General features: G+C 65.8%; 16 protein-coding genes. 6 read left to right on the forward strand and 10 right to left on the reverse strand.

The features are described 5' to 3' along the window. Window positions 1-7 precede the first annotated feature (7 nt). From ABDJ38_RS00535 to ABDJ38_RS00545, 3 genes are all read right to left on the reverse strand, one after another. A complete protein-coding gene (locus tag ABDJ38_RS00535; protein ID WP_346783120.1) occupies window positions 8-1321 on the reverse strand; it encodes a tetratricopeptide repeat protein in 1314 nt (437 codons plus the stop codon). 67 nt (window positions 1322-1388) lie between these two features. Then, the gene (locus ABDJ38_RS00540) at window positions 1389-2732 is read right to left on the reverse strand and encodes a sensor histidine kinase (RefSeq protein ID WP_346783121.1); all 1344 of its coding nucleotides are present in this window, start codon (window positions 2730-2732) and stop codon (window positions 1389-1391) included. 10 nt (window positions 2733-2742) lie between these two features. Beyond that, complete coding sequence (locus ABDJ38_RS00545; protein ID WP_346783122.1) at window positions 2743-3528, reverse strand: response regulator transcription factor; 786 nt, start codon at window positions 3526-3528, stop codon at window positions 2743-2745. 101 nt (window positions 3529-3629) lie between these two features. Here ABDJ38_RS00545 and ABDJ38_RS00550 point away from each other — a divergent pair, with 101 nt between their 5' ends. Next, window positions 3630-4316, forward strand: a complete 687-nt coding sequence (locus ABDJ38_RS00550) for a hypothetical protein (protein ID WP_346783123.1) — start codon at window positions 3630-3632, stop codon at window positions 4314-4316. Here the strand turns inward: ABDJ38_RS00550 and ABDJ38_RS00555 are convergent. Further along, the gene (locus ABDJ38_RS00555; protein ID WP_346783124.1) at window positions 4313-5617 is read right to left on the reverse strand and encodes a caspase family protein; all 1305 of its coding nucleotides are present in this window, start codon (window positions 5615-5617) and stop codon (window positions 4313-4315) included. The genes ABDJ38_RS00550 and ABDJ38_RS00555 overlap by 4 nt on opposite strands. 161 nt (window positions 5618-5778) lie before the next feature. On the opposite strand from ABDJ38_RS00555, the gene ABDJ38_RS00560 reads away from it, so the two are divergent. Genes ABDJ38_RS00560 through ABDJ38_RS00570 form a run of 3 tightly spaced genes read left to right on the forward strand, consistent with a single transcriptional unit; the run spans window position 5779 to window position 12499 of the window. Beyond that, a complete protein-coding gene (locus tag ABDJ38_RS00560; protein ID WP_346783125.1) occupies window positions 5779-9126 on the forward strand; it encodes a transglutaminase family protein in 3348 nt (1115 codons plus the stop codon). Then, on the forward strand, window positions 9126-11621 hold the full coding sequence (locus ABDJ38_RS00565; RefSeq protein WP_346783126.1) for a circularly permuted type 2 ATP-grasp protein: 2496 nt from the start codon (window positions 9126-9128) through the stop codon (window positions 11619-11621). Before ABDJ38_RS00560 ends, ABDJ38_RS00565 begins: the two co-directional genes overlap by 1 nt. Continuing rightward, window positions 11618-12499: a transglutaminase family protein gene (locus ABDJ38_RS00570; RefSeq protein WP_346783127.1), complete on the forward strand. Its 882-nt coding sequence runs from the start codon at window positions 11618-11620 to the stop codon at window positions 12497-12499. The genes ABDJ38_RS00565 and ABDJ38_RS00570 overlap by 4 nt, the downstream gene beginning before the upstream one ends. Here ABDJ38_RS00570 and ABDJ38_RS00575 read toward each other — a convergent pair. Then, window positions 12496-13134: a glutathione S-transferase gene (locus ABDJ38_RS00575; protein ID WP_346783128.1), complete on the reverse strand. Its 639-nt coding sequence runs from the start codon at window positions 13132-13134 to the stop codon at window positions 12496-12498. The two genes, ABDJ38_RS00570 and ABDJ38_RS00575, sit on opposite strands and share 4 nt — an antisense overlap. Then, the gene (gene trhO / locus ABDJ38_RS00580; RefSeq protein ID WP_346783129.1) at window positions 13124-14065 is read right to left on the reverse strand and encodes an oxygen-dependent tRNA uridine(34) hydroxylase TrhO; all 942 of its coding nucleotides are present in this window, start codon (window positions 14063-14065) and stop codon (window positions 13124-13126) included. Before trhO ends, ABDJ38_RS00575 begins: the two co-directional genes overlap by 11 nt. 153 nt (window positions 14066-14218) lie before the next feature. On the opposite strand from trhO, the gene ABDJ38_RS00585 reads away from it, so the two are divergent. Together ABDJ38_RS00585 and ABDJ38_RS00590 are read left to right on the forward strand one after the other, a co-directional pair. Then, complete coding sequence (locus ABDJ38_RS00585; protein WP_346783130.1) at window positions 14219-15808, forward strand: carotenoid oxygenase family protein; 1590 nt, start codon at window positions 14219-14221, stop codon at window positions 15806-15808. 34 nt (window positions 15809-15842) lie between these two features. Next, window positions 15843-16448, forward strand: a complete 606-nt coding sequence (locus ABDJ38_RS00590; protein WP_346783131.1) for a nuclear transport factor 2 family protein — start codon at window positions 15843-15845, stop codon at window positions 16446-16448. 6 nt (window positions 16449-16454) lie between these two features. On the opposite strand, the gene ABDJ38_RS00595 is transcribed toward ABDJ38_RS00590, so the two are convergent. The 4 genes from ABDJ38_RS00595 to ABDJ38_RS00610 all read right to left on the reverse strand — a co-directional run bounded on the left by ABDJ38_RS00595 (window position 16455) and on the right by ABDJ38_RS00610 (window position 22667). Continuing rightward, window positions 16455-17342, reverse strand: a complete 888-nt coding sequence (locus ABDJ38_RS00595; RefSeq protein ID WP_346783132.1) for an SH3 domain-containing protein — start codon at window positions 17340-17342, stop codon at window positions 16455-16457. A 175-nt stretch (window positions 17343-17517) separates the two neighbouring features. Then, window positions 17518-18459, reverse strand: coding sequence for an OmpA family protein (locus ABDJ38_RS00600; protein WP_346783133.1), 942 nt, complete (start codon window positions 18457-18459; stop codon window positions 17518-17520). A gap of 266 nt (window positions 18460-18725) precedes the next feature. Beyond that, the gene (locus ABDJ38_RS00605) at window positions 18726-20486 is read right to left on the reverse strand and encodes a DUF8021 domain-containing protein (RefSeq protein WP_346783134.1); all 1761 of its coding nucleotides are present in this window, start codon (window positions 20484-20486) and stop codon (window positions 18726-18728) included. Between the two features lie 129 nt (window positions 20487-20615). Then, entirely contained in the window at window positions 20616-22667 is a 2052-nt protein-coding gene (locus ABDJ38_RS00610) for a PQQ-dependent dehydrogenase, methanol/ethanol family (protein ID WP_346783135.1), read from the reverse strand. Window positions 22668-22811 lie beyond the last annotated feature (144 nt).

Here is a 22811-nt window from a genome sequence, read left to right on the forward strand (position 1 = left end):
TATCCCCTTAGAATTCCACACGAATGCCGAAGCTCGCGGTGAAGCGCTCGTAGTCATAGAGCGCGATGTTCGACCAGTTGCGGGTGTAGGTGACGCGCGGGCGGGCATAGACATTGCCCGTCATCCGGAATTTGAGGCCGATGTTGGCATCGACCTGCTCGTCCTCGCGTGAGGTGAGGAACAGCGGATCGTTGGCATCGTAGCCGCGAATCTGACCGCCGATCCCGCCGACCACGGCAAGCCGCTCACCCGCCGGAAGTTCGAAGGCGAGATTGGCGCGGCCATAGGTGTAGGAGAGGTGGTCGCCTGCTGATCGGCGGGTCTCCTCGCGGCCACCTGCTGCACTGAGCACGAAGTTGCGCGCGGCATAGGTGACACCCGCGCCATAGCGGTTGGAATCGCGCAAAGGATCGTTGTCGAAGTTCTGGCGGAAGAACTCGCCCGAGACGGACAATGCCCGCCCGCCTTCGAGCCGGTGAGTATATTGCCCGATCACCCCGAAGGCCTGGCGGAAGCTGTCGCCGCCGAGCCAGAACTGCTGCCCCTGCACCGACAGCGAGACCACATCGCGGTTGGCCAGCGTGTGCGCGATCCCGGCGGTGCCTGTGGCGGCGGTCTGGTCGAACCCGGCTTCGAGGTTCTCGCGGATATTGGCGAGCAGTGAGCCGAACAGGCGAGTCTGGCGCGAGACCCCGCTCACCGCCGAGATTCCGCCGAAAGCCTCCAGATAGGCAGCATCGGTAGCTTGTGCATTGGCACCAAGCTTGCCGGGGCCGAACCCCGCGAACAGCGGGATGACAATGGAATCGAGATCGGTCGCAGCGTTGACGTTGCTGTCGAAGCCTGCGGTCAGATCGAGGAATCCCGACACATTCGAACCGCCGCCGGCGATCTGGCGATCGTAGTTGCGCACGATCTGGTCGAACCGCTGCCGCACCGGATCGGGCAGCGAAGGGTCTTGCATCGCCGTGTCAAACTCGGCGCGGGCGGTGTCGATATCGCCTGCCAGCGCATAGGCACGGGCCAGTTCGGCGCGGGCCTGCGCATTGTCGGGCTGAAGCGCAAGCACGCGCTGGAGCGCGATGACCGCTTCGGCCGGATGGCCGCTGTCGGCGGCAGCAATGCCCAGAGCGAGATCGTAGTCTGCATCTCCCGCAAGCTCCGCCTGCAACGGCAACAGCAACGCGAAGGCCTCTTCCGAACGACCCGACTGATGGAGCGCAAGGGCATCGGCGACCGAATCGTCGACCTCCGCCAGCGCAGGCCCCGCCGCACAGACGAGGCCTGCGCAGGCCGTGGAAAACAGGATAGGTTTGAGCATGAAAATATGACCCCCGGTATCGTACGTAACCGGAGGGTCTTTGCGTCAGGCCTTGCGTTTATTCGTCTTACGAAACCTGACGATAGGTGCGCCGCGGCAGGACTAGCTCGGCCAGTGCCCCCTTTTCGCCATTGGCGAGGCTGAAGCTCCCACCGTGCTGGCGGGTGACCGCGCGCACGATGCGCAGGCCGATGCCGTGCCCACCCAACGTCGAGCGCTGAGGCTGGTCGCTCAGCGTTACGACCCCGGGGCCTTCATCGGCTACGCGGATCACGGCGGCATCCTCGCGGCAGGCCAGCGTCACCCGGATCGTTGCGCCCTCGGGCGAGACCTTGAGGGCGTTGTCGAGCAGGTTGGCTACCGCGCGCACCACCAGTGAGGCACTGCCCATTGTCCGGCATTCGCCGAGTTCGCGCACGATGCGGACATCGCGCTCTTCTTCGGCCACGGCCTCGTACAGTTCGATCGCGTCTTCGATGGCTTTGGCGACATCGAATGGCTGCACCGAAAACACCCCTTGCGTTTCAATCTCACGCAGTTCGAGCAGCGCGTTGAAGGCCTCCATCAAGCGCGCCAGTTCCTCGCTGGCGAGCCGCACCTCGGCGGCGGAGCGCGTATCGCCGAGCAGGTCTTCCAGCCGCGACAGCCGTGCCTGAACCCGCGCGAGCGGTGTGCGCAGGTCGTGTGCGAGGCCGTCGGCGGTATCGCGCAGGGCTTCGAGGCGGCGTTGCAGCTCATCGAGCATGGCGTTCATATGGGTGGCAAGCGTACCCAGCTCGTCATTGGTGGTGACCGGATGTCGGGCCGTGACTTCGCCTTCGCCCACCCTTTCGCACAGGGCGTTGAGCCGCGCGATCCGGCGGCTGATCGCGGCCCCGGTGATCCACGCCACAAGCCCTGTAATGGCTACGATCACCGCCACGATGGCCGCGCCCCAACGCCAGAAGGCCTGTGTCAGCGGTCCGATCGAGGCGACGCGGTAGGCAACCAGCACCTCGCTGTCGTCGCCCAGGCCACGGACGACACCGGCATAGGCCTCGCCGCCCTTGCGGAAGCGCACGTAGCCCGGCGCAAGTGGGTCGAGATCGCTCGGCCAGCCTGCTTCCTGCGCCGCAGCCCGATTCACGGCGATGTAGCGCGCCTGTCCGTTCTCGCGGGCTACGGCTCCGAGGTCTCCCAGTGCCGCGAGTGCCAGGCCGGCCATCTCGCGGTCCTCGCCAAGGCCGGGCAGCTTCTCTACCAGCTCGGCATATTCGCGCTCGGCATTCTCGGCGGCGCGCAGTTCGCGGGCAGTGGTGTCGATCCGCCACAGCACCAGCGTAACCAGTGCCACCGCCAGTGTGGTCGCCAGCGCCATGGTCAGCGCGGCGAGGATCGGTATGGGCACCTTGCGGGAGAGCGTGCGCTCCATCAGTCGTGGCTCAGCCTTGCTGGCTCAGGTCGCGCAGCATCAGCCCCTGGCTGCGCACCGAGAGGATCAGCGGCCGCAGCGCCTCGTCCAGATCGCCGCTGGCCGCCTCCAGCTTCTTGCGCAGGCGCGAGACGTGCACGTCGATGGTGTTGGCCGCGTTCGAGGGCATGAAGTTGTAGTCCGACCAGCAGCGGCTCCACAGCATCGAGCGGGTGACGGGCAGCCCGGTGCTCTCGCCCAGCACCTGCAGGATTGCCTGCTCGCGCGGGGTGAGGTCAAGCGGCTGGCCGAATAACTGTGCCGACATCGCGCGCGAATCGATCAGCAGCGGGCCGTTCTCGATCCGCTCGGCCTGTTCGGGCGTGGCCCAGCGCGCGCGTCGGCGGATCATCGCCGCAACGCGCGCGAGCAGCTCGGTATCGGAAACGGGCTTCACGATGTAGTCGTCGCCGCCCGCTGCGAGGCCTTCGACCTTCTGCCGCTCGGTGCCGAGCGCGGTGAGGAACAGCGCGGGGGCATCGGCCGAGGGGCCGCCGCTTTCGCGGATGCGTTCGAGCGCGGAGACCCCGTCGAGGCCGGGCACCTGCCGGTCGAGGATCAGGACATCGTAAGCCTTCTCGCGCGCCTGCGTGAGCGCGGCGGTGCCGCTGGAGACCACGTCCATATCGGCAAACCCGTGGCGCGAGAGCGCTGAGGCGAGACTGCCCGCCAGTTCGGCCTCGTCTTCGAGCACGAGCGCCGAACACCCGGCAAACAGGCTGCGCAGGCGTTCGTCGAGAGCATCGTCGCTGGTCATCGCCGGGTTTTGCCGTGACTGGCGGCGAATGGGAAGGCTCTTCAGGATACTTCAGGCCCGTGTGGCTGGTTTGTTAAGCGGCGCAAGGTTATGAAAGGCCCATGGATATTGCGCGCAGACCGAGGTTTCCGCTGGCAACGGCGATGCTTGCTACCGGGCTGGCTTTGGCGAGTGGCGGCTGTGCAGCGAGCGGCTCAGCCCCGATCGAGATGCTTGCAGAACCGGGCAGCTCAGAGGCGCGCGCCGAGCTGGCGCTGCGGCTGGCCAGCGAAGCACGTCGTGCGCACGATGCACGCGCGATGTTGGTGGCTGCGCGGATGATGCTGACGAGCGGCACGCGCCCTGCAAAAATCGAAGATGGCGCGATGGTGGCCGATATTGAGGGTGACCCGGTCGCCCATGGTTGGGCGCGCGAGGCCATCGCGCTGGCGGGCGACAATCCCACGCTGGTGGGCGAGGCAGAACGGGTGCTGGCAATGCGCCCGCGCGGGGTGTTGCGCAGCAGCCTTGGCGGTGGTCCCTTGCGCTACGTGCGGCGGGTTTCGGCCAATGAGAGCGTGCGTTTCGATATCAGCACCCAGCCACAGGTGCCCGCGCGTATCGCCGCGATTGGCGATGGCGATGCGCGGATCGGACTGGTGGTGAGTGCTGGCAATGCCCGCGTCTGTGACCAGCGTGCCCGCTCGACCCATTCGCTCTGCACCTGGCGGGCTGCCAGCGAGCGGCACGATGTCACGCTGATCAATGCGGGGCCGCTTGCCAGCGACGTGATGATCCTGTCGAACTAGTCACGCACGGCGAACTCGATGATCGCCGCGTGGTCTGCGGCGGCTCTGCCCTTGCGCCAGAACAGCAGCAGGCGGTCGGTCCCCGCCGGATAGGGCGCGCCGCTGGCCGGATCGTGGCTGACGAAGGTGAAGTCGAGATGAGTGGGCGAGCGGCCGTCGAGATAGAGCCCGCCGATGGGCGAGAGCAAGGTGCGTCCTCTCGCGCTGTCGATGTACCATGCATCGACAAAGCCCGGCTCGGGCGCGGCCAATGAGAGCATCACTGCATCGCAATGGCCGAGGTGCAGGCGCTGCGTCGGATCGCGTAGCCGAGGCGGGCTCGCCGCCTGCATATCGCACAGGGGTGCGGCAGCGGAATGGAGGTCGAGCGTCCAATCGGGCAGCGGCATGGCGCGCGCGCTGGCCACGAGATCGGGCAGGTTTCCCGCGAAGAAGAACGCGCTCTCGATCGCGCCGCCTGCCTCACTGGCAGGGCCGGGCAGGGCCGAGCTGGCCTGCTGGCGGCGCTGCTCGCGCACCAGCTCGACGAAGTCGGCGGGCGAGGACGCGAGGGCACGGGCAAGGCTGCGCGTGAACAGGCCGCCCTCGGGTGTGTCCCAGGCGGCATCGCCGGTCGGCCCGGCGGCGAGCGTCACCAGCCGCCCGCTACCTGCGGGCATGTCGTCCTCCACCCATGCGGCATCGCGACGCAGCGCCGAACGCATGGCTCGCGACGGCACGCCGAGCACCTCAGGCGAAAGATTGCGCACCGCCATGGCCTCCGCCCCGCGCATGGCTCCGCCTGAGGCGCAGCTGTCGATGGCGAGGAACACGTCGGCGCCGCGCTCGCGCATGGCGCGCACGGCGGCGGCGAGTTCGTCGTCGATGAGTGCGCCGGGGAGTGCGCCATCGCGCCATTCGGCTGCATCGGCCATCAGCAGTACCTCGTCCTCGCCGTCGTCCTCGTCGCGCGGGCCGGTGTCGGGAATGCGGCTGCCGTGGGCGGAGAAATAGAGCACGATGCGCTGGCCGGGCATGGCGCTTTCGGTGAGGTGGCGCAGTTCGCTGCGCACCCGCGCCAGCGTCGCCTTCGTCCCTTCAAGGACGACCACCTGCGCCTTCTCGCCCGCGAAGACATCGAAAGCGGCGCGCATCGCGTTCGCATCGGCGCGGGCTCCGGCGAGGGCATAGGGCGCGAGCGCCGGATCGGTGAATTCGGAAACGGCCACGATCAGCCCGTGCACCTCGTCCGCGCGCGCCGCAGCGGGTGTCAGGGCGGCCAGCGCGGCAAGCAAGCAGGGCGAGAGGCGCAAGAGCTGCATGGCGCCGAGCCTTAGCACGGCTTCGGCCTAAAGGCATGGCTCGCAAGCACAATGTCAGGCTTCGTCAGGCCTTGTTGCCCTGCCGCTCCACCGCCACACAAAGGCACCAGATCCCGACAATCATATTGCATTGCAACACCAAGCGGCGTCTAATCAAAGCTATGATCCGTGCAGCCCTCAATCACCTCACCCATTACCGCTACGCCCGGCCGATCCGGCTCGGACCGCAGGTGATACGCCTGCGCCCCGCGCCGCATACGCGGACTTCGGTTCCCAATTATGCGCTGACGATCAAGCCCGAGGGCCACTTCATCAACTGGCAGCAGGACCCGCACGGCAACTGGCAGGCGCGGGTGGTGTTTCCCGATCCGGTGAGCGAGTTCTCCATCGAGGTCGACCTGATCGCCGACATGAGCGTGATAAACCCGTTCGATTTCTTCGTCGAGGAATACGCCGAGAACTATCCCTTCGCCTACGACGACAAGCTGAAAACCGACCTCGCCGCCTATTTCGATTGCGAGCCGCAAGGCCCTCTGTTCGAGGAGATGGTGGCCGCCAACAAGGGCCATCAGGGCCGCACGATCGACTTCCTTGTCTCGCTTAACCAGCAGGTCGAGCAGCGGGTCAACTACGTGATCCGCATGGAGGCGGGCACGCAGGAGCCCGAGCAAACGCTCGAAGTGGGCAGCGGCTCGTGCCGTGACAGCGCGTGGCTGCTGGTGCAGCTGCTGCGGCGGCTCGGGTTCGCGGCGCGGTTCGTGTCGGGCTATTCGATCCAGCTCGTCGCCGATGTCGAGCCGGTCGAGGGGCCGAAGGGCGTGTCGCAGGACGTGGTCGACCTTCACGCCTGGGCCGAAGCCTATATCCCCGGCGCGGGCTGGGTGGCGATGGATGCGACCTCGGGCATGTTCGCGGGCGAGGGGCACATTCCGCTCTGCGCCACGCCGCACTATCGCTCTGCCGCGCCGATCGAGGGGCTGGCCGAGCCGACCGAGGTCGATTTCGATTTTCGTATGCGCGTCGACCGGGTGGCCGAGGCGGTGCGGATCACCAAGCCCTTCACCGACGACCGCTGGACCGCGCTGCTCGACCTCGGCGCGAAGGTGGACGAAGACCTGAATGCGCAGGACGTGCGCCTGACCCAGGGCGGCGAGCCGACCTTCGTGGCCGAAGACGGCGGCGAGGCGCCCGAATGGAACGGCGAGGCGGTCGGCCCGACCAAGGCGGGTTATGCCGACAAGCTCATTCGCAAACTCGGCGCGGCCTTTGCGCCCGGCGCTTTGCTGCATCACGGGCAGGGCAAGTGGTATCCGGGCGAGAGCCTGCCCCGGTGGGGCTATTCTCTCTATTGGCGCAAGGACGGGGTGCCGCTGTGGAACAACCCTGCGCTGATCGCGCGCGATCCCGAGGAGGGCAGGCAAGATGCGGTCGGCCCTGAGCAGGCCGAGCAGTTCCTCAATGCGACCGCCGAGAATTTCGGCGTCGGCGAGGGCTATGTCCACCCGGTCTATGAAGACCCGGAGAAGTGGATCGAGCGCGAGGGTGACCTGCCCGTCAATGTGACCGCGCTCGACCCGAAGATCGAGGATCCGGAAGAACGCCAGCGCATCGTCCAGACCTTCAGCCGCGGGCTGACCAAGCCGATCGGGTATGTGCTCCCGATCCAGCGCTGGCAGGCCAAGCAAGAAAAGGAGCCGGGCCGCTGGAAGAGCGAACAATGGCGCTTGCGGCGCGGGGCTCTTTTCGCGGTGCCGGGGGATTCGTCGCTTGGCTATCGCCTGCCGCTGGGATCGCTGCCGCACGTTCCGGAATCGGGCTATCCCTATATCCACCCGCGCGTCGAAACCGATGCGCAGGCCCCGCTTGCCGACTTCCGCGAACAACGCGCCGCGCGCGGTGCCGATCAGCGCGAGGCCGAGCAACGCCATGAGCGCGTCGAGCAGGCCTCGGGCAATGCGCGGCAGGAGGTAGTCGAGCAGGAGATCGTCGAAGGCGCGGTCCGCACCGCGCTGACGGTGGAGCCGCGTGGCAGCTACCTCTCGGTGTTCATCCCGCCGCTGGAGGCGATGGAGGACTTTCTCGAAATGGTCGCCGAGATCGAGGCGACCGCCGAGAAAATGGGTTTGCCGGTGCGGATCGAAGGCTATCCCCCGCCGCCCGATCCGCGCATCAGCGTCTTGAAAGTCACGCCCGATCCCGGCGTGATCGAGGTGAATGTCCACCCCACCGCCAGTTTCGAGGAACTGGTCGATGTCACCACCCGGCTTTATGACGCGGCGCGCGAATGCAAGCTGACGGCCGACAAGTTCATGGTCGATGGCCGCTCGGTCGGCACCGGCGGCGGCAACCATATGGTGCTGGGCGGGGCGAGCTTTACCGACAGCGCCTTTATCCGGCGGCCCGATCTGCTCAAGAGCTTTGTGCTGTATTGGCAGCGACACCCTTCGCTTTCGTACCTATTTTCAGGGCTGTTTATCGGCCCCACCAGCCAGGCCCCGCGCATCGACGAGGCGCGGCATGACAGCCTTTATGAGCTGGAGATCGCGCTGGCGCAGGTGCCCCCTCCGGGCGTGCCGCCAAAATTCCCCTGGGTGGTGGACCTGCTGTTCCGCAACATGCTGGTCGATGTGACGGGCAACACCCACCGCACCGAGATCTGCATCGATAAGCTCTATTCGCCCGATGGCCCGACCGGCAGGCTCGGCCTCGTCGAATTCCGCGGGTTCGAGATGCCGCCGGATGCGAAGATGAGCGTTGCCGCGCAACTGCTGCTGCGCGCGCTCACCGCGTGGTTCTGGCGCGAGCCGCAGGAGGGTGACCTCGTGCGCTGGGGCACGAGCCTGCACGACAAGTTCCTGCTCCCGCACTACTGCTGGCAGGATTTTCTCGGCGTACTCGATGACCTCAGGCAGGCAGGTTACGACTTCGATCCCGACTGGTTCGAGGCGCAGAACCAGTTTCGCTTTCCGGTCCACGGCACGGTCCATGCAGGCGGGGTGGAGCTGGAGATCAGCCATGCGCTCGAACCTTGGAACGTGCTCGGCGAGACCGGCGCGATTGGCGGCACGGTGCGCTATGTCGACAGCTCGACCGAGCGGCTGCAGGTCAAGGCGCGCGGGCTCACGCCGGGTCGCCACGTGATCGCCTGCAACGGGCGGCGCGTGCCCATGCAGGCCACCGGCACGCCGGGCGAGGCGGTGGCGGGCGTGCGCTACAAGGCCTGGGCTCCGGCGACATGCCTGCACCCGCTGCTGGAAGCCGACGCTCCGCTGACCTTCGATGTCTACGACACGTGGAACGGCCGTTCGCTGGGCGGTTGCATCTACCATGTCGCCCATCCGGGTGGGCGCAACTACGACGACCTGCCGATCAACGACTTCGAGGCCGAAGCGCGGCGCCGGGCGAGGTTTCAGGAGCACGGCCACACGCCGGGCCAGATGGATGCGCCGCGTTCGGAGAACCACGGCGAGTTTCCGCTCACGCTCGATCTGCGCAGGCCTGCCCGGTAATGGCGGGGAGCGGCCAATCCGCCGAACTGTTCGGCCCCGATCCCGAAAGCGATCCATTGGCTTACTATCGGGCAGGCGATCAATCGGCGGATGTGTTTTCCTCCGCCGGGCCGGAATTGGCGGAGTGTTGGAAGCAGTTCGTCGCAGGTCTGTCGCGGCAGGGCGGGGGCAAGCTGGCGAGCCTGCAACCCTATCTCGACCGCCACGTGGGCGACCTCGGGCTGGCGTTCCGCGTGGCTGGCGACGAGGGCGAACGGCCCTGGCCGCTCAACCCCCTGCCGATCTTTATTGGTGCAGGCGAATGGGCGGGGATCGAGCGCGGCCTGATCCAGCGTGCCGCCCTGCTAGAGGAGGTGCTCGCCGATATCTACGGCCCGCAGCGGCTGGTCGCCGACGGTCATCTGCCCGCCGCGGTGATCTCGGGCAGCGATCACTTCGCCCGCCGCACAGTGGGCGTGCGGCCACCGGGCGGGCACTATCTGCACGTGTTGGGCGTCGATCTGGCGCGTGGGCCGCAGGGTGAATGGCGCGTGCTGGCCGACCGTGTGCGTTTGCCGCACGGGATCGGCTATGCGCTCGAAAACCGGCTCGCCATCGCGCGGGCCACGGGAGGCCTGCTCGCCTCGCTTGGCACCCGCCGCCAGACCGCGTTTTTCGAGGCGCTGCGGCAGGGGTTGGCGGCGAGCTGCTATCGCTCCGATCCGCGCATCGCCTTACTCACGCCGGGGCGGTTCAACCAGTTTTATCCGGAGCAGGCGCTGCTGGCGCGGCATCTGGGCTTTTCGCTGGTCGAGGGGCGCGACCTTACCGTGCGCGATGAAAAGGTGTTCGTGCGCACCATTGCTGGGCTCAAGCGGGTGGACGGGCTCTGGCGCTGGATCACCACACGCGACATCGACCCGCTCAACTTCGATGCCCGCTCGCAGATCGGTGTGCCTGGTCTTGTCGATGCCGCAGCCGATGGCTTGGTCCTGGCCAACTGGCCGGGTGTGGGCGTGGTGGAGAGCCGCGCGATGCCTGCCTTCCTGCCGCAATTGGCGCAGGTGTTGCTCGGCGAGCCGCTGGCCTTGCCCAATGCCGCGACCTGGTGGCTCGGCGGCGAGCAGGAGCGGCGACATGTGCTCGACCATTTCGACGAGTTGATGATCGCACCTGCTTTCCGCAAGCCGCTGCCTGGCCTTCCCGAGGGGCAGCCTCGCGCCGGTGGTAGTCTTTCGCCCGACGATCGCGCGGCGGTGCTGCGCGCGATTGCGGCCCGGCCGCTTGATTTTTCGGCACAGGAGGTCGTCCGCTACTCCACGGCCCCGGCACTGATCGACGCCCGGATCGAGCCGCGCGCCTTTACTATCCGCGCCTTCCTCGCCCGCGACGGTAACGGCAACTGGACCGTTCTCCCCGGCGGCTTTGCCCGCATGTCGCAAGCCGACCATCAGCGCAGCTCGCTGATGGGGTTGGGCGACATCGCCACCGACCTGTGTGTGGTCGATCCGGCCACGCGGCACGAGGTCACGACCACCCCCGGCATGGCTGCGCCGTCGCTGCGCCGCGATCAGGGGCTTCTGCCAAGCCAGGCGGCGGACAACCTGTTCTGGCTCGGGCGCTATTGCGAGCGCGCGCATCAGGTGAGCCGGATCGTGCGTAACCTGGTCGAGCAGATCGCCATTGCCGGGGGCGGAGTGGACGCGGCCTCTGCCATCACCCGGCTGGCAAACCTCTTGCGCGATCTCGGTGCGGTCCCGCTTGAGAGCCGTAGCTGGCAACCTTCGCGGCTGGCAGGCGCGGCGCTTGCTTCGGCGGACATGCGCGGCTCGGCGCACTGTTCGCTGGAGGCTGTGCGTCAGCTTGCTTTGCTGCTGCGCGACCGGCTCAGCCGCGATGCCTGGCGCATTATCCAGCGCCCGATGCCCGCTGTGCCCGAGGGCGATATCGAAGCGATTTCCGGTGTTTGCGACCGTTTGGTGGAGCGGCTCTCGGCGCTTACCGGCCTGATGTCGGATACGCTGGTGCGCGGAGCGGCGGTGCAGTTCCTCGACATCGGACGCAGTCTCGAACGCTCGTCGATCATGGCGCAGGCGGCGGGCGCACTGGCGCTCGATGGCGCCAGCCACGAAGACTTGTCGGCGCTGGTCGATCTGGTCGACGGGCAGAACGTCTACCGCAGCCGCTATCTGGTGCTGCCCGCGCGTGCGCCGGTGCTTGATATGGTGCTGCTCGATCCCTCCCAGCCGCGCTCGATGGCGCATCAGATGCATCGCCTGATCGACCGCCTCAGCGCCCTGCCTAGCTTGCGTGAAGATGGCATGATCGAACAGCCCCTGCGCATAGCCCGCAGTATCAACGCGCGGCTCGAAGGGCTGGCCGCCGGTAGCATAGACCGAGCCATTGTGCAGGGCCTGCTGCGCGACCTTTTCGCGCTGTCGGATGCCATCGGCAACCGCTACTTCCTGCAGGATCACGGCCCACAAGCCAAGATCACCGCGAGCCTGCTCGGATGATCTACGAGGTGCACCACCGCACTACCATCCGTTACGAGGTTCCGGTTGCGCAGGCGCGTTTCAATATCCGTCTGCGGCCCTATGGCTGGCCGGGGCAGTCGCTCATCGCGCAGAAGCTGGAGTTCAGCCCCCAGCCCGACGAATGGCGCGACGAGGTCGGACCATATTGCATCAACCGCAGTGTGATCGCCTTTTCGGGCAAGCTTTCCGAACTGGCTATCGAGAGCCGCTTCACGGTGGACGTTGCCGCGCGTTCGTCTGTGGGCGAGGGCCCCATGCTCCGGCAGGTGCGGCAGGAGGCGCTTGACCGGCGCGATCTTTCGGTTCTCTCGCCCGCACCTTACCTGTTCGCTTCGCGCATTGCCGATGCCAACTCGGCCATCGGTGATTGGGCTGGCGAACTTCTTTCGTCAGACCAGCCCATCGTGGCGGCGGCGAGCTCAGTGATGGGGGCGATCCACCATGACTTCGCCTATCGTCCCGGAACGACCTCCAGCGCGACCCCGCCCGCCGAAGCCTTCGATCGGCGCGAGGGAGTGTGCCAGGACTTTGCCCATGTGATGATCGTGGCGCTGCGCAGTCAGGGCATCCCTGCGGCCTATGTCAGCGGCTACCTGCGCACTGTGCCGCCAGAGGGGCAGGAGCGGTTGGTTGGCGCCGATGCCATGCACGCCTGGGTCAAGGTATGGTGTGGGGCGGAGCTGGGCTGGCTCGGGTTCGATCCGACCAACGACTGCTTGGCGCTAAGCGAACATATCCTGATCGCGATGGGCCGCGACTATGCCGATGTCTCGCCGATCGACGGCACCTTTGTCGGTTCGGCCCCGCAGAACATGGCGACGGCAGTGGACGTGATTGCGCAGGATAACGCGGTCTAGCTCGCTGGAAACAGCGTGACCGGATCGCCTTGCGCCCATGGTTCGTGCTTCACCATGGCGCGGGTGAACAGATCGCTGTGTAGATGCCCAGCAAGCCAGCTCTGGACCTGCGGTAGATCCTGCGCGGAGAACCAGTCGCGGTCGGTGTGTGCGAACTGGCGCACGAATGGAAATGTGGCGGCGTCGACCATGCCCATCGTCTCGCCGCCAAGCTGCGGTTGTCGCGTGAGCCGGTCCTCCAGCGCTTGCAGCAGCGTCAGGCCTTCCGCGCGATGTTCCTCCGGGTCGCTGTCGTGGCGGTTGGGGTATTTGTAACGGTCGAGCGCGTGCTTGAACGGGCCGTCGTTGGCGGCGATCAGCGGGTCGTCTGCGCTCGCCAGCCAGCCCAAGGGGTCCGAGCGCCCCAGCGCCCAGCGCATGATATCGAGGCTCTCGTCGATTACCTTGCCATCCGCCGTGACGACCACCGGAACCGTCGCCTTGGGCGAGACCTCGCGCAGCGCATCGGGCTTGTCCGAGAGCTTGACTTCGCGCAGCACGCAGGTCGTGCCGCTCACCAGCAGCGCAAGCCTTGCTCGCATGGCGTAGGGGCAGCGGCGAAAGCTGTAGAGGGTGGGCAGCGCCTCAGGGGTCACGCTGCGCCCCGATATGCGCCTTGCCCCGTGCGGCGGCGAGCTTCTCCTGCCGGTGCCGCTCGCGCAGCCCCGCGCGCTGTTCCTCGGTGCGGCTGGCGTGGCAGTGCGGGCAGCTCACCCCGGCCTCATAGAGCGGTGAGGCCAACTCCTCCTCGCCCAGCGGCAGGCGGCACGAGTGGCACAGCGCATAGGTGCCCTGTTCGAGCCCATGGCGCAGGCTCACCCGCTGGTCGAACACGAAGCATTCGCCCTGCCACAGACTTTCGGCCTCGGGCACCTGTTCGAGATATTTGAGGATGCCGCCCTTGAGGTGATAGACCTCGTCGATCCCTTCGGACTTCAGGAAAGCGGTCGACTTCTCGCAGCGAATGCCGCCGGTGCAGAACATCGCCACGCGCTTCTTCCCGCCCGAAAGCAATTGCGCCTGCCGGGTGCGCCACCAGTCGGGAAACTCGGTGAACGAGGCGGTTTCGGGGTCGATGGCCCCGGCAAAGGTGCCGATGGCGACCTCGTAGTCGTTGCGGGTGTCGATCACCACGGTTTCCGGATCGCTGATGAGGGCATTCCACTCCTCCGGCTCGACATAGTGGCCGACCTTTTCGAGCGGATCGATGTCGGGCTCGCCCATGGTGACGATCTCGCGCTTCAATCGCACCTTCATCCGGAAGAACGGCATTTTTGGCGCGCGCGACAGCTTGACGTCGGTCTCGGCGCAGTCGGGCAGCGCTCGGATATGGGCGAGCACCTCGGCAATACCCTCATCGCTGCCAGCGATGGTGCCGTTGATCCCCTCGGCCGCGAGCAGCAGCGTGCCCTTGATCCCCCGCGCCTCGCACAGTGCCAGCAGCGGATCGCGCAGCGCCGTGTGATCCGCGAAGCGGGTAAAATTGTAAAGCGCGGCAACGCAGATCGGCAGGTCGGTTTCAGGCATGGTGCGCGCCCGTTATCACGGGCGGCGAGGGGGCTCAATCGGCTGGAGCGAGCGGAGCTCTCGCTGCGGCCGGCGCACTTTGTGACACGCTGGCGCATTGACATTGGCGCAATCGTTGTGTGTCGTAACGATCGTTAGGGAGAGAGGGACAAGATGACTAAGGATAACACGGGCGCGTCTCGGCAGGCAGGACTTGGTCGGCGCGATTTTCTGGGCGCTGGCGTGCTTGGCACCGGCGCTGCCTTAACGGGGCTGGGGGCGAGCGCTACTTCCGCGCAAGGCACCGGAAGGGCCGCGCCGCAGGTAGACTTTCCCGACGAACGCGGCACCTTTGGCGGCGGCGGCGCAGCGGCAGGCGCGGTCAACCGCACCGAGATGGACCTGCGCGATTGCGAGGTGGAGGGAGACTGGCCGACCGACCTCGACGGCGTGTTCTACCGCGTCGGCCCCGATCCGCAGTATCCCAAGCCCGAAGAGCACAAGTTCGACATTCCCTTCGATGGCGAGGGGCACGTCTCGATGTTCCGCATCAAGGGAGGTCATGTCGACTATCGAACCCGCTATGCGAAAAACGCGCGTTACAAGGCGCAGGCCGAGGCGCGCCAGTCGCTATTCGGAATGTACCGCAACCCCACCACCGACGATCCCAGCGTCCAGGGGCTGAACCGCGGCACGGCCAACACCCAGCTGTTCCTCCACCATGGCAAGCTGCTGGTGTTCAAGGAGGACAGCCCGCCGGTCTATATGGAACCGCTGACGCTCGAAACGCTCGACCCAGAATATACCTTCGGCGGAAAGCTCGAAAGCCAGACCCACACCGCGCACCCGAAGATCGATCCGTTGACGGGCGAATATATCGGCTTCGGCTACGAGGCGACCGGCTTCCTCTCGAAGGACGTCAACGTCTTCACTGCCGACAAGCGCGGGAACATCACCTGGTCGGTGACGGTCGAGGCCCCTTATGCGGGCATGATGCACGACTTCTGCGCCACGCAGGATTACATCGTGCTCTATCTCGTGAACATGATTGCCGACGAGAATCGCATCAGGGAAGGCGGGGTGCATTTCTCGTATGACAGCACGGCGCCGTGCTATTTCGGTGTCCTGCGCCGGGGCGGCGATGGCTCCGATATCAAGTGGTTCACAGGCCCCAATTACTTCTGCACCCACGTGATGGGCGGCTGGAACGATGGTACCAAGATCATCGTCGATATGGACGGGGGCGAGGGCAACCAGTTTCCCTTCTTCCCCTCGCTGCACGAACCGTTCGACCCGGTGAAGGCGCAGGGGTATCTGCGGCGTTTCACCGTCGACATGGCGGATCGCGGGAATGATCAATACGAAGCTACGACGATCTTCCCCGAGGTTTCGGGAATGCTGGCCCGGCAGGACGATCGCTACCACACGCTGCCCTATCGATACGGCTTTCTGAATGTAGTTGGACCCGAGAGCGGCTGGGCGGTGATCGACCATGCCACCAAGACCAGCAAGGTGCTCTCGGTGCCCGGCTACCGCCTGTCGGAAATGTGCTTTGTCCCTCGTCGCAAGGATGCGTCCGAAGGCGACGGCTATCTGATCGGGCTCGGATCGAGCATGGCCGAAGGCGGTCGGTCCGACTTGATCCTGTTCGACCTCGCAGATACCTCGGGGGGCCCACGCGCGCGGGTGCGCATGCCATACGAGTGCGTGGGGCAGGTGCATGGCTTCTGGGCCGATGCCAGCGACATTCCCGGCGCAGCCTGACGCGCTGCGAAAGCCCTCAATCGGAGAAATATCTATGTCCCTGAAGACCTTGCTCGCCAGCACCGTGCTGGCGCTGGCAACCGTGGCTGCCCCCGCGGCCGCGCAGGATCAGCCGACCTACAGCTCCAACTACGCCGCCGATCGGGCGGAAATCGAAGACCTGACGGCGCGCTATCTGTTCGCCATCGATTACCATGACTGGGACGCCTACGTGGCCACTTTCGCCGAAGATGGTGAACTGGAATTCGCCGCCGGCGTTTCCAAAGGCCGCGAGGCGATTCGCGAAACGGTGATCGACTTTGCCGCCGGCATCGGACGCTTCTACCACACCGAGGACGGCGAGCCGGCCAAGCTGCGCCATGTCATGTTGCAAAATGCGATCAGGGTCGAGGGCGACCGCGCCTGGGGGCGCATCCTCTGGGTCGAAATGGCCAACGACGGGCCGGGCGATTCCATGAAAATGGGCACCTATGGCCTTTACGAGGATGAGTACCGCAGGATCGAAGGCCGCTGGCTGATTCAGCGCCGCAACGTTCTGAACGAGTTCATCGACAGCCGCAACTCGGGTCCGGAAAATCCGGTAGCCGAGATGGATGCGGCGGCAGATGCCTACGCTGCGAGCGTCGCGGCGCTCCCGTGAGTTTTCCTACTGGAGATCCTCCACGGAAACCCACCCGCGCGTGCCATAGTTGTCTTCGGCCTCGATCCACAGGCCGTCGCGCTGACCTGTCGGGGTAAGCGCGGTTCCGGCGCGCAGAGAGCGCACTTCGGCTGCGGCGGCTGAGGCCGAGGCGCGCAGGGCGGTGTCGACAGCCACGTTCGCGGTCGCCGCTGCCGGAGCCTCTTCCGGCGTTGCACTGGCGGCAGGCGCTGCGGTGAGCGCGGCGCGCTGGGCGACCAGGCTGTTGAAGGCGATCACGAAGGCTTCGGTCAGCTTGCGGCCTTCGGAGCTATCGGCATAGCCGCTGGTCTCGGCGAGGCCCCGCGCGAAGGCGCCGCGTGACCCGCGAAAGCTGAGCGAGGTCGAGCGCACGGTCCCGGTTCCTGCCGCAAGCGGCTGGCCGCTGGCGGGGTTGACCACGGTTAGCCCGGCGGCGACAGTTGTGCGGCGTCCACCAAGGCCGCCGAGCATTCCCAGCGCCGCGCCGCCGAACGGCACCGAGCTGAGCAGTCCGGTAGCCGCGCCCGAGCGGACGAGCGCTTCGGTCGCGGCCGAACGAGCAAACTCGACACCCTGATCGACCTCCTCCTGCGTTCCGGCTACAGCCGTGACGAGGAATCGGGCAGGGTCGGCTCCGCCATTGTGTGGCGTGAAACAGCCGCTTTCGGTGGCGAGGCGGGTGAGCAATTGGCGCGGCGAGCCGAGGTCCCACTGCGACCAGCCCGCGTTAGGGCTGTCGATCAGCGCGATTGTACCAAGACTTGCCTCGCACGTGACCAGTTCGACCGGCTCGTCGGCCAGGGCCGGTGTGGCTCCGGCCATGACAATGGTAGCGGCGGCGGCAAGGCTCGCGATCTTAAGTCTGCTGTGCATATTCTATCCCCCGAGTTTGGCTGGGGCGATAATATGCCGGCCCAGCTCAAGGGCCGCCTGACGTTTCCTGACGATGCGATAAATGCTTGAAATACAAATAGAAAGGCCCGGCAAACTTGCCGGGCCTTCCATTACTCCCGCCCTGTGAGGGGGCTAGGCGGGAATGGGGGGAAGATTAGCGGTAAGCCACTTCCTGACCGTCATCGACGGCCTTGCTGACCAGGACGTTCACCGCAACACGGCGGTTCTGCGCCTTGCCGGTCGGGGTGGTGTTGTCCGCAGCCGGGTCGGCTTCGGCCATGCCGGTGGGGGTCAGCATCCGGTACGGCGCCCAGCCGCAGGCCTGCTGCAGGTAGTTCACCACGCCGCCAGCGCGACGCTCGCTCAGGGTCTGGTTATATTCCTGGCTGCCGTCGGTATCGGTGTAGCCGACCACCAGCAGCAGCGCGTTGTCGATCTGCTCGGCCTGCGTCGCGGTGGCGCAAAGCTCGTTCTGGGCCGAGGGGGTCAGGCGCCACTTGCCGCTGTCGAAATAGACGTTGGCGACGTGACGAACGTTGTACTGGTCGATGTTGGCGACCCGGCCGCGCAGGCCTTCGATTGCTTCCTCGTTGTTGCCGATAGCTTCTTCGTTCATCGCGAACCGGCGATCGGTCCCGCCGCGGATCATCTCGGCGGTCTCGTAGTCCGAGGTCTTGTACTTGATGCGGCTGGCAATAAGACCGCCGGCATAGTTCACCGTCTCGATGGTGAGAGGGAGGCCGGGAAGCAGGTCTGAGCTGGCCAGTTCGGTCCGTCCGAGACCCAGAAAACCGCCAGTGCCGGTAACGCGGGTCGCTTCGCTCAGCGACACTTCGGCTTCGGTGCTGTCATTGGCATTGACGATCAGACGGTTCGCCGTGCGGGCGGCGAGAATGCCCTCGATTTCCGGGCCGGCTTCGAGGCCGGAAAGATCGCTTGGGATCTGGCCGTAAACGTTGATTTCTGTGTCGGCAGCAGCGGTCGGCTGCTCTTGCGTGGAAGCAGGCAGTTCCTGAGCCGATGCGGCAGCGCCCAGAGGGGCGGCAACCATGGCAGTGGCAAGAAGAATGCCGGCAGTTCGTGAAGTCATCCTCATCATAATACTCCTTAAATCCATCCTATCCATGTCGCCACGGACGAAATAAGCCAGAAAGTCACAGGTCTAATGGCTAATTATATAACTATTTTGTCATCATTTAAGACAATCTCGCTCGTGGTAAGCAAGAGGTAAACGGGACGATGAGGGGACTGTTCCCCCGCACCTGACGCCTGGATGAACATTCAGAAAGATTCCAGCGATTCTCACGATGGCTTGTGACAATCCTGCGGCGAAACGTGGCGAAAATGTGATTTCGCTTGGCGCTATCGATGCTGGATCGGGCGCATCCCATAGGGCAGTTCGCTGGTGAAGGCCTCGATCCGGGTGATCTGTCCGCCTTCGAAACGTGCCAGCTCGATCACCTGATAGGTGAGTGGATAGCCGCTGCCATCGGTGGCGGGCCGATCCTCGAATTGGCGATAGACAGCAAGGCCGCGCGCTTCGTCCATCGCGAGAAGTTCGACGTCACGAACGCGCTCGATCCCGGCAAGGGCGGGGGTTCCGAACGGCGTAGGGCAAGTGCCCACATCCTGCCCGTTGACTAGCCAGCGGCAGTCGTCGGCGAAGATGTCTGGCGCGGCGTCCGCTTCCTCCAGCGCGCCGAAGAAAGCATGCATGTCTGCCGCCATGTCGGCGCGGGGGGTGCGTTGGCCTGCTGGTAGCGTAGCGAAGCGTGGCGCACCAACTGGCTCTGCATAGGGTGCGCCATATTCCTTGCGCCGCACGAGCACGTCGGCGCCGCCGATGGTATCGCCGTCGCTCATCATGGTGATCGCGGCCCAGGCGGGCTGGCCATGTTCCTCGATCCGTCCGATCCACACGGCCTTGCCGGTCTGGTCGTCGGCGACGATCAGCGGCGTGCTGTCGACCGCAGTGATTGTGCGCCAGATACTTTCGCCGATCCTGATGCCGACCGAGTTTTCGGCATAGCCGACCGGGTTGTCGCTCCAGTTGAGGCCCTGCCAGCGGTTGCCTGCCATGGCCGAGACGAGCGCCGAGGCATTGGCCGTGAGGCACTCGCTGTCGCATTCGGCGGGGCGGGGGGCGTAGAGCGGGAAGTCCGCCTCATCGCCCCAGAACGGGTTGTGCATGAAATAGGGCACATAGGTGAAGGTCGCCTCGATCCGCTGGATTTCGCCGTTGCGAATGCGGAAGGCTTCGAGCAGCGTGATCGAGTTCGGCCACTTGAGCGCAGTCTTCATCTCGCTGCCGTTGGTGAGCAGGTAGCGATCGAACTCGTTGGCGTGGTCGAAGAAGCCGGCGCCGACGACCACACCGCGCTGTACGTCGACCAGTGGCAGGTGGCGGCGGATGCGCTTGTTGATGCGGTAGATCCCCAGTTCGAACTGTTCGCGGCAGCCCGAGGCGATGGCTGCAGCGCTTTGCTGCTGGCCGGGGATCGGGGCGGTGGTGAGGATCCCGTTTTCGAGCCGCGCGCAGTCCTCGCTGAACGGCGCGAAGACCTGCCCGTCGTTCAGTTCGACCGTGTCGAAATAGGCGTCGGCGATGGCGAGCATCCGCTCGCGCGGGCGGCGCTCGGCTTCGGGCAGGATGTCGGCGAATTCGGCGAAGTGCTCCATGCCCTGCCAGTCGCCATAGGGGGCGGGCAGGCCCGACTTGCGATGGATGACCGCCTCGGCCTCGTCGATCAGGCCATCGCGCACGTGAATGCGCACGGCATAGAAGCTGGCAAAGCCGTTCTCGCGGATCGAACCGAACCAGGCTGCATGTCCGGTGCTCTCGTCGGCGACGAGCAGGCCGTTGTCGTCGACCTCATGGGTGGTGCGCCAGCTTCCTTCGCCAAGCGCGAGCGGCACGTTGTTCTCGGTGTAAAGCAGGTCGCCGCTGACGGGGAGGGCCGAGGCGTCACCCGCTGCGAGCGCGTCCATGAACTGCTGCATGGTGCCGGTGAGGCAGGCGTAGTCGCACTCGACGGTGCGCAGGGCGCTTTCTTCGCCGGGGGCCTGTGCGTGGGCGGCCATGGGCAGGGTGAGGGCGATGGCGGCTAGCAGCGTGAATTTCATGTCTTTCGTCTCCAATCCCACCCCCGCTCATCCTGAGCTTGTCGAAGGATTGTCCTTGTTCGAGCACGACGCAGGAAGAGAAGGACAGCCCTTCGACAAGCTCAGGGCGAGCGGATCTAGTTCTGTTTCCTAAGGATGCCCCGCATCGGCATAGTCCTCGTTCGCCCGCGCAATCAGGAAGGCGTGGATGTCGCTCGCATCCTGTTCGCTCAGCACGTCGTCGAAGCCGAGCATCCCCCGGTCGGCATAGATTCCGCGCAGCACGATATCGTTGAACTTTGCGCGCGTGTCGGCGGTCATCCAGCGCAGATCTTTCACGCCGCCAATGGCATTCTCGCCGTGGCAGCGGTTGCAGCTCTCGCCGTAAAGCGCGCGGCCTCGCGCGACTTCGGCCTCGGTCGCGGTCAGCCACGGCGGGCGCGGCAGCGCGACAGCAGGGGCAGGCGGTGGCAGCGTGACGCCCGAAGCGCCGAGCTTGAACACCAGCAGCTTCGCACTCGACGTGCTGAACGGGCCGAGGTTGTAGACCGGCGAGCCGCTCCACCCGGCGTTGATCGCGATATATTGCTCGCCGCCCGCCATATAGGTGATGGCCCCGGCAACGGGCACCTGATCGATGGCCATCTCCCACAGCTTGCGGCCATCATCGGCGGCATAGATCGCCAGCGTCTTGTCGATAGTGCCCTGCACCAGCAGGTTGCCTGCCGTCGCCAGCACGCCGCCCGAGCCGGGCACGCGATAAGGCACGCGCCATGCCTCGCTCTGCGTCACCGGGTTCCAGGCGAGGAGGTAGCCTTTCTCCGCTGCGGTGATCTGCTCCTGCAAACGGGCGCGTAGTTCGGGCATGTTTCCGCGGGCCTGCCCGGAATTGCTGCGATGGTGCACCCATTCGGGCTTTTCCTCGGCGCGGGCATAGATCGCGCCCTGTTCCTGCGCCGGGAAATAGACGAGCCCCGTTTGCGGGCTGTAGGCCATCGGGTGCCAGCTGTGCGCGGCGAGCCAGCTCGGGCTCATGATATGCGGGGTGGTGCCGTTATGCGCGCCGGGCATCAGCACGGGGCGGCCGGTGGCCATGTCGATCCGGCTCGCCCACGTGTTGACCGAGACATAGCTCTCGGCGCTCAGCAGTTCGCCGGTGACCCGGTCGAGCACGTAGAAGAAGCCGTTCTTGGGTGCCTGCATGATCACCTGCCGGGTGCGCCCGCCAATCTGCAAGTCGGCGGTCATCATCGGCTGGGTGCAGGTGAAGTCCCAGTCCTCCTCGGGCACCATCTGGTAGTGCCACTTGTACTCGCCCGTATCGGCATCGACCGCCACGATCGAGCATAGGAACAGGTTGTCGCCCTGGCCCTCGCTGCGGAAGTGCCACATATGCGGGCTGCCGTTGCCGGTGCCGATGTAGACGAGATTAAGCGCTGGATCGTAGATCATCGAATCCCACGCCGCGCCGCCGCCGCCGATCTCCCAGAACTCGCCGAACCAGGTGGGGCGGGCGATCTCCATCGCACTGTCGGAGGCTTCGCCATCCGGCCCATTGGCGGGGTTGCCGGGAACGATATAGAACTTCCACAGCCGTTCGCCGGTGTTCACATCGTAGGCGGCAACGAAGCCGCGCGTGCCATAGTCCGCGCCGCCGTTGCCGATCACCACCTTGCCGTCGAACACGCGCGGGGCGCCGGTGATCGAATAGGCTTCGGAACGGTCGAAGGTCTGGGTGGTCCACAATTCCTCGCCGGTCTTGGCATCGACTGCGTTCAGCCGGCCATCGAGCGCGGCGATGATGATCTTGCCTTCCCACGCCGCGATCCCGCGCGAGGTCGGTCCGCAGCAGGCAAGCCGCGCCCATTCCGCGCCGACCTCGGGATCATAGGTCCAGAGCTTCTGGCCGGTCGCCCCGTCATAGGCGGTGACGACGTTGTAGACATTGGCGTTGTAGAGCACGCCATCGATTGCCAGCGGGGTCGCCTGCACGCCGCGCATGGTTTCAAGATCGTCGAACCAGGCGAGGCCAAGCTGGCTCACATTGCCTTCATTGATCTGTGTGAGCGGGGAATAGCGCTGCTCGCCCCAGTCGCGCCCGTAGCTCATCCAGTTGCCAAGGTTGGCAGGGGCGTTGACGTTGCGCATGGCCGCGCCATCGACCGCAGCGACTTCGGAAGTGGTGGCGGGGCGCTCGGACATAGGTTGGCACGAGGCCAGCGCCATGGCCCAGAACGGTAGTCGCAGTATTTTGAGTCCCGCCTGTCGCAAGCTTCATTCTCCCCTTTGTTCGCGCATCCTTTGGTATGCTGCGTGCCGGGGCGCTGAGTGGCGGTGCCCCGGCAC

The organism is Aurantiacibacter flavus (assembly GCF_039710615.1).
In the GTDB taxonomy this organism is placed as follows: domain Bacteria; phylum Pseudomonadota; class Alphaproteobacteria; order Sphingomonadales; family Sphingomonadaceae; genus Alteraurantiacibacter; species Alteraurantiacibacter flavus.

What these genes read in the sequence shown, in the direction of transcription:
- ABDJ38_RS00535 (WP_346783120.1), bottom strand. Translation starts at nt 1,321, where the DNA reads ATGCTCAAACCTATCCTGTTTTCCACGGCCTGCGCAGGCCTCGTCTGT.
- ABDJ38_RS00540 (WP_346783121.1), bottom strand. Translation starts at nt 2,732, where the DNA reads ATGGAGCGCACGCTCTCCCGCAAGGTGCCCATACCGATCCTCGCCGCG.
- ABDJ38_RS00545 (WP_346783122.1), bottom strand. Translation starts at nt 3,528, where the DNA reads ATGACCAGCGACGATGCTCTCGACGAACGCCTGCGCAGCCTGTTTGCC.
- ABDJ38_RS00550 (WP_346783123.1), top strand. Translation starts at nt 3,630, where the DNA reads ATGGATATTGCGCGCAGACCGAGGTTTCCGCTGGCAACGGCGATGCTT.
- ABDJ38_RS00555 (WP_346783124.1), bottom strand. Translation starts at nt 5,617, where the DNA reads ATGCAGCTCTTGCGCCTCTCGCCCTGCTTGCTTGCCGCGCTGGCCGCC.
- ABDJ38_RS00560 (WP_346783125.1), top strand. Translation starts at nt 5,779, where the DNA reads ATGATCCGTGCAGCCCTCAATCACCTCACCCATTACCGCTACGCCCGG.
- ABDJ38_RS00565 (WP_346783126.1), top strand. Translation starts at nt 9,126, where the DNA reads ATGGCGGGGAGCGGCCAATCCGCCGAACTGTTCGGCCCCGATCCCGAA.
- ABDJ38_RS00570 (WP_346783127.1), top strand. Translation starts at nt 11,618, where the DNA reads ATGATCTACGAGGTGCACCACCGCACTACCATCCGTTACGAGGTTCCG.
- trhO (WP_346783129.1), bottom strand. Translation starts at nt 14,065, where the DNA reads ATGCCTGAAACCGACCTGCCGATCTGCGTTGCCGCGCTTTACAATTTT.
- ABDJ38_RS00585 (WP_346783130.1), top strand. Translation starts at nt 14,219, where the DNA reads ATGACTAAGGATAACACGGGCGCGTCTCGGCAGGCAGGACTTGGTCGG.
- ABDJ38_RS00590 (WP_346783131.1), top strand. Translation starts at nt 15,843, where the DNA reads ATGTCCCTGAAGACCTTGCTCGCCAGCACCGTGCTGGCGCTGGCAACC.
- ABDJ38_RS00595 (WP_346783132.1), bottom strand. Translation starts at nt 17,342, where the DNA reads ATGCACAGCAGACTTAAGATCGCGAGCCTTGCCGCCGCCGCTACCATT.
- ABDJ38_RS00600 (WP_346783133.1), bottom strand. Translation starts at nt 18,459, where the DNA reads ATGAGGATGACTTCACGAACTGCCGGCATTCTTCTTGCCACTGCCATG.
- ABDJ38_RS00605 (WP_346783134.1), bottom strand. Translation starts at nt 20,486, where the DNA reads ATGAAATTCACGCTGCTAGCCGCCATCGCCCTCACCCTGCCCATGGCC.
- ABDJ38_RS00610 (WP_346783135.1), bottom strand. Translation starts at nt 22,667, where the DNA reads ATGTCCGAGCGCCCCGCCACCACTTCCGAAGTCGCTGCGGTCGATGGC.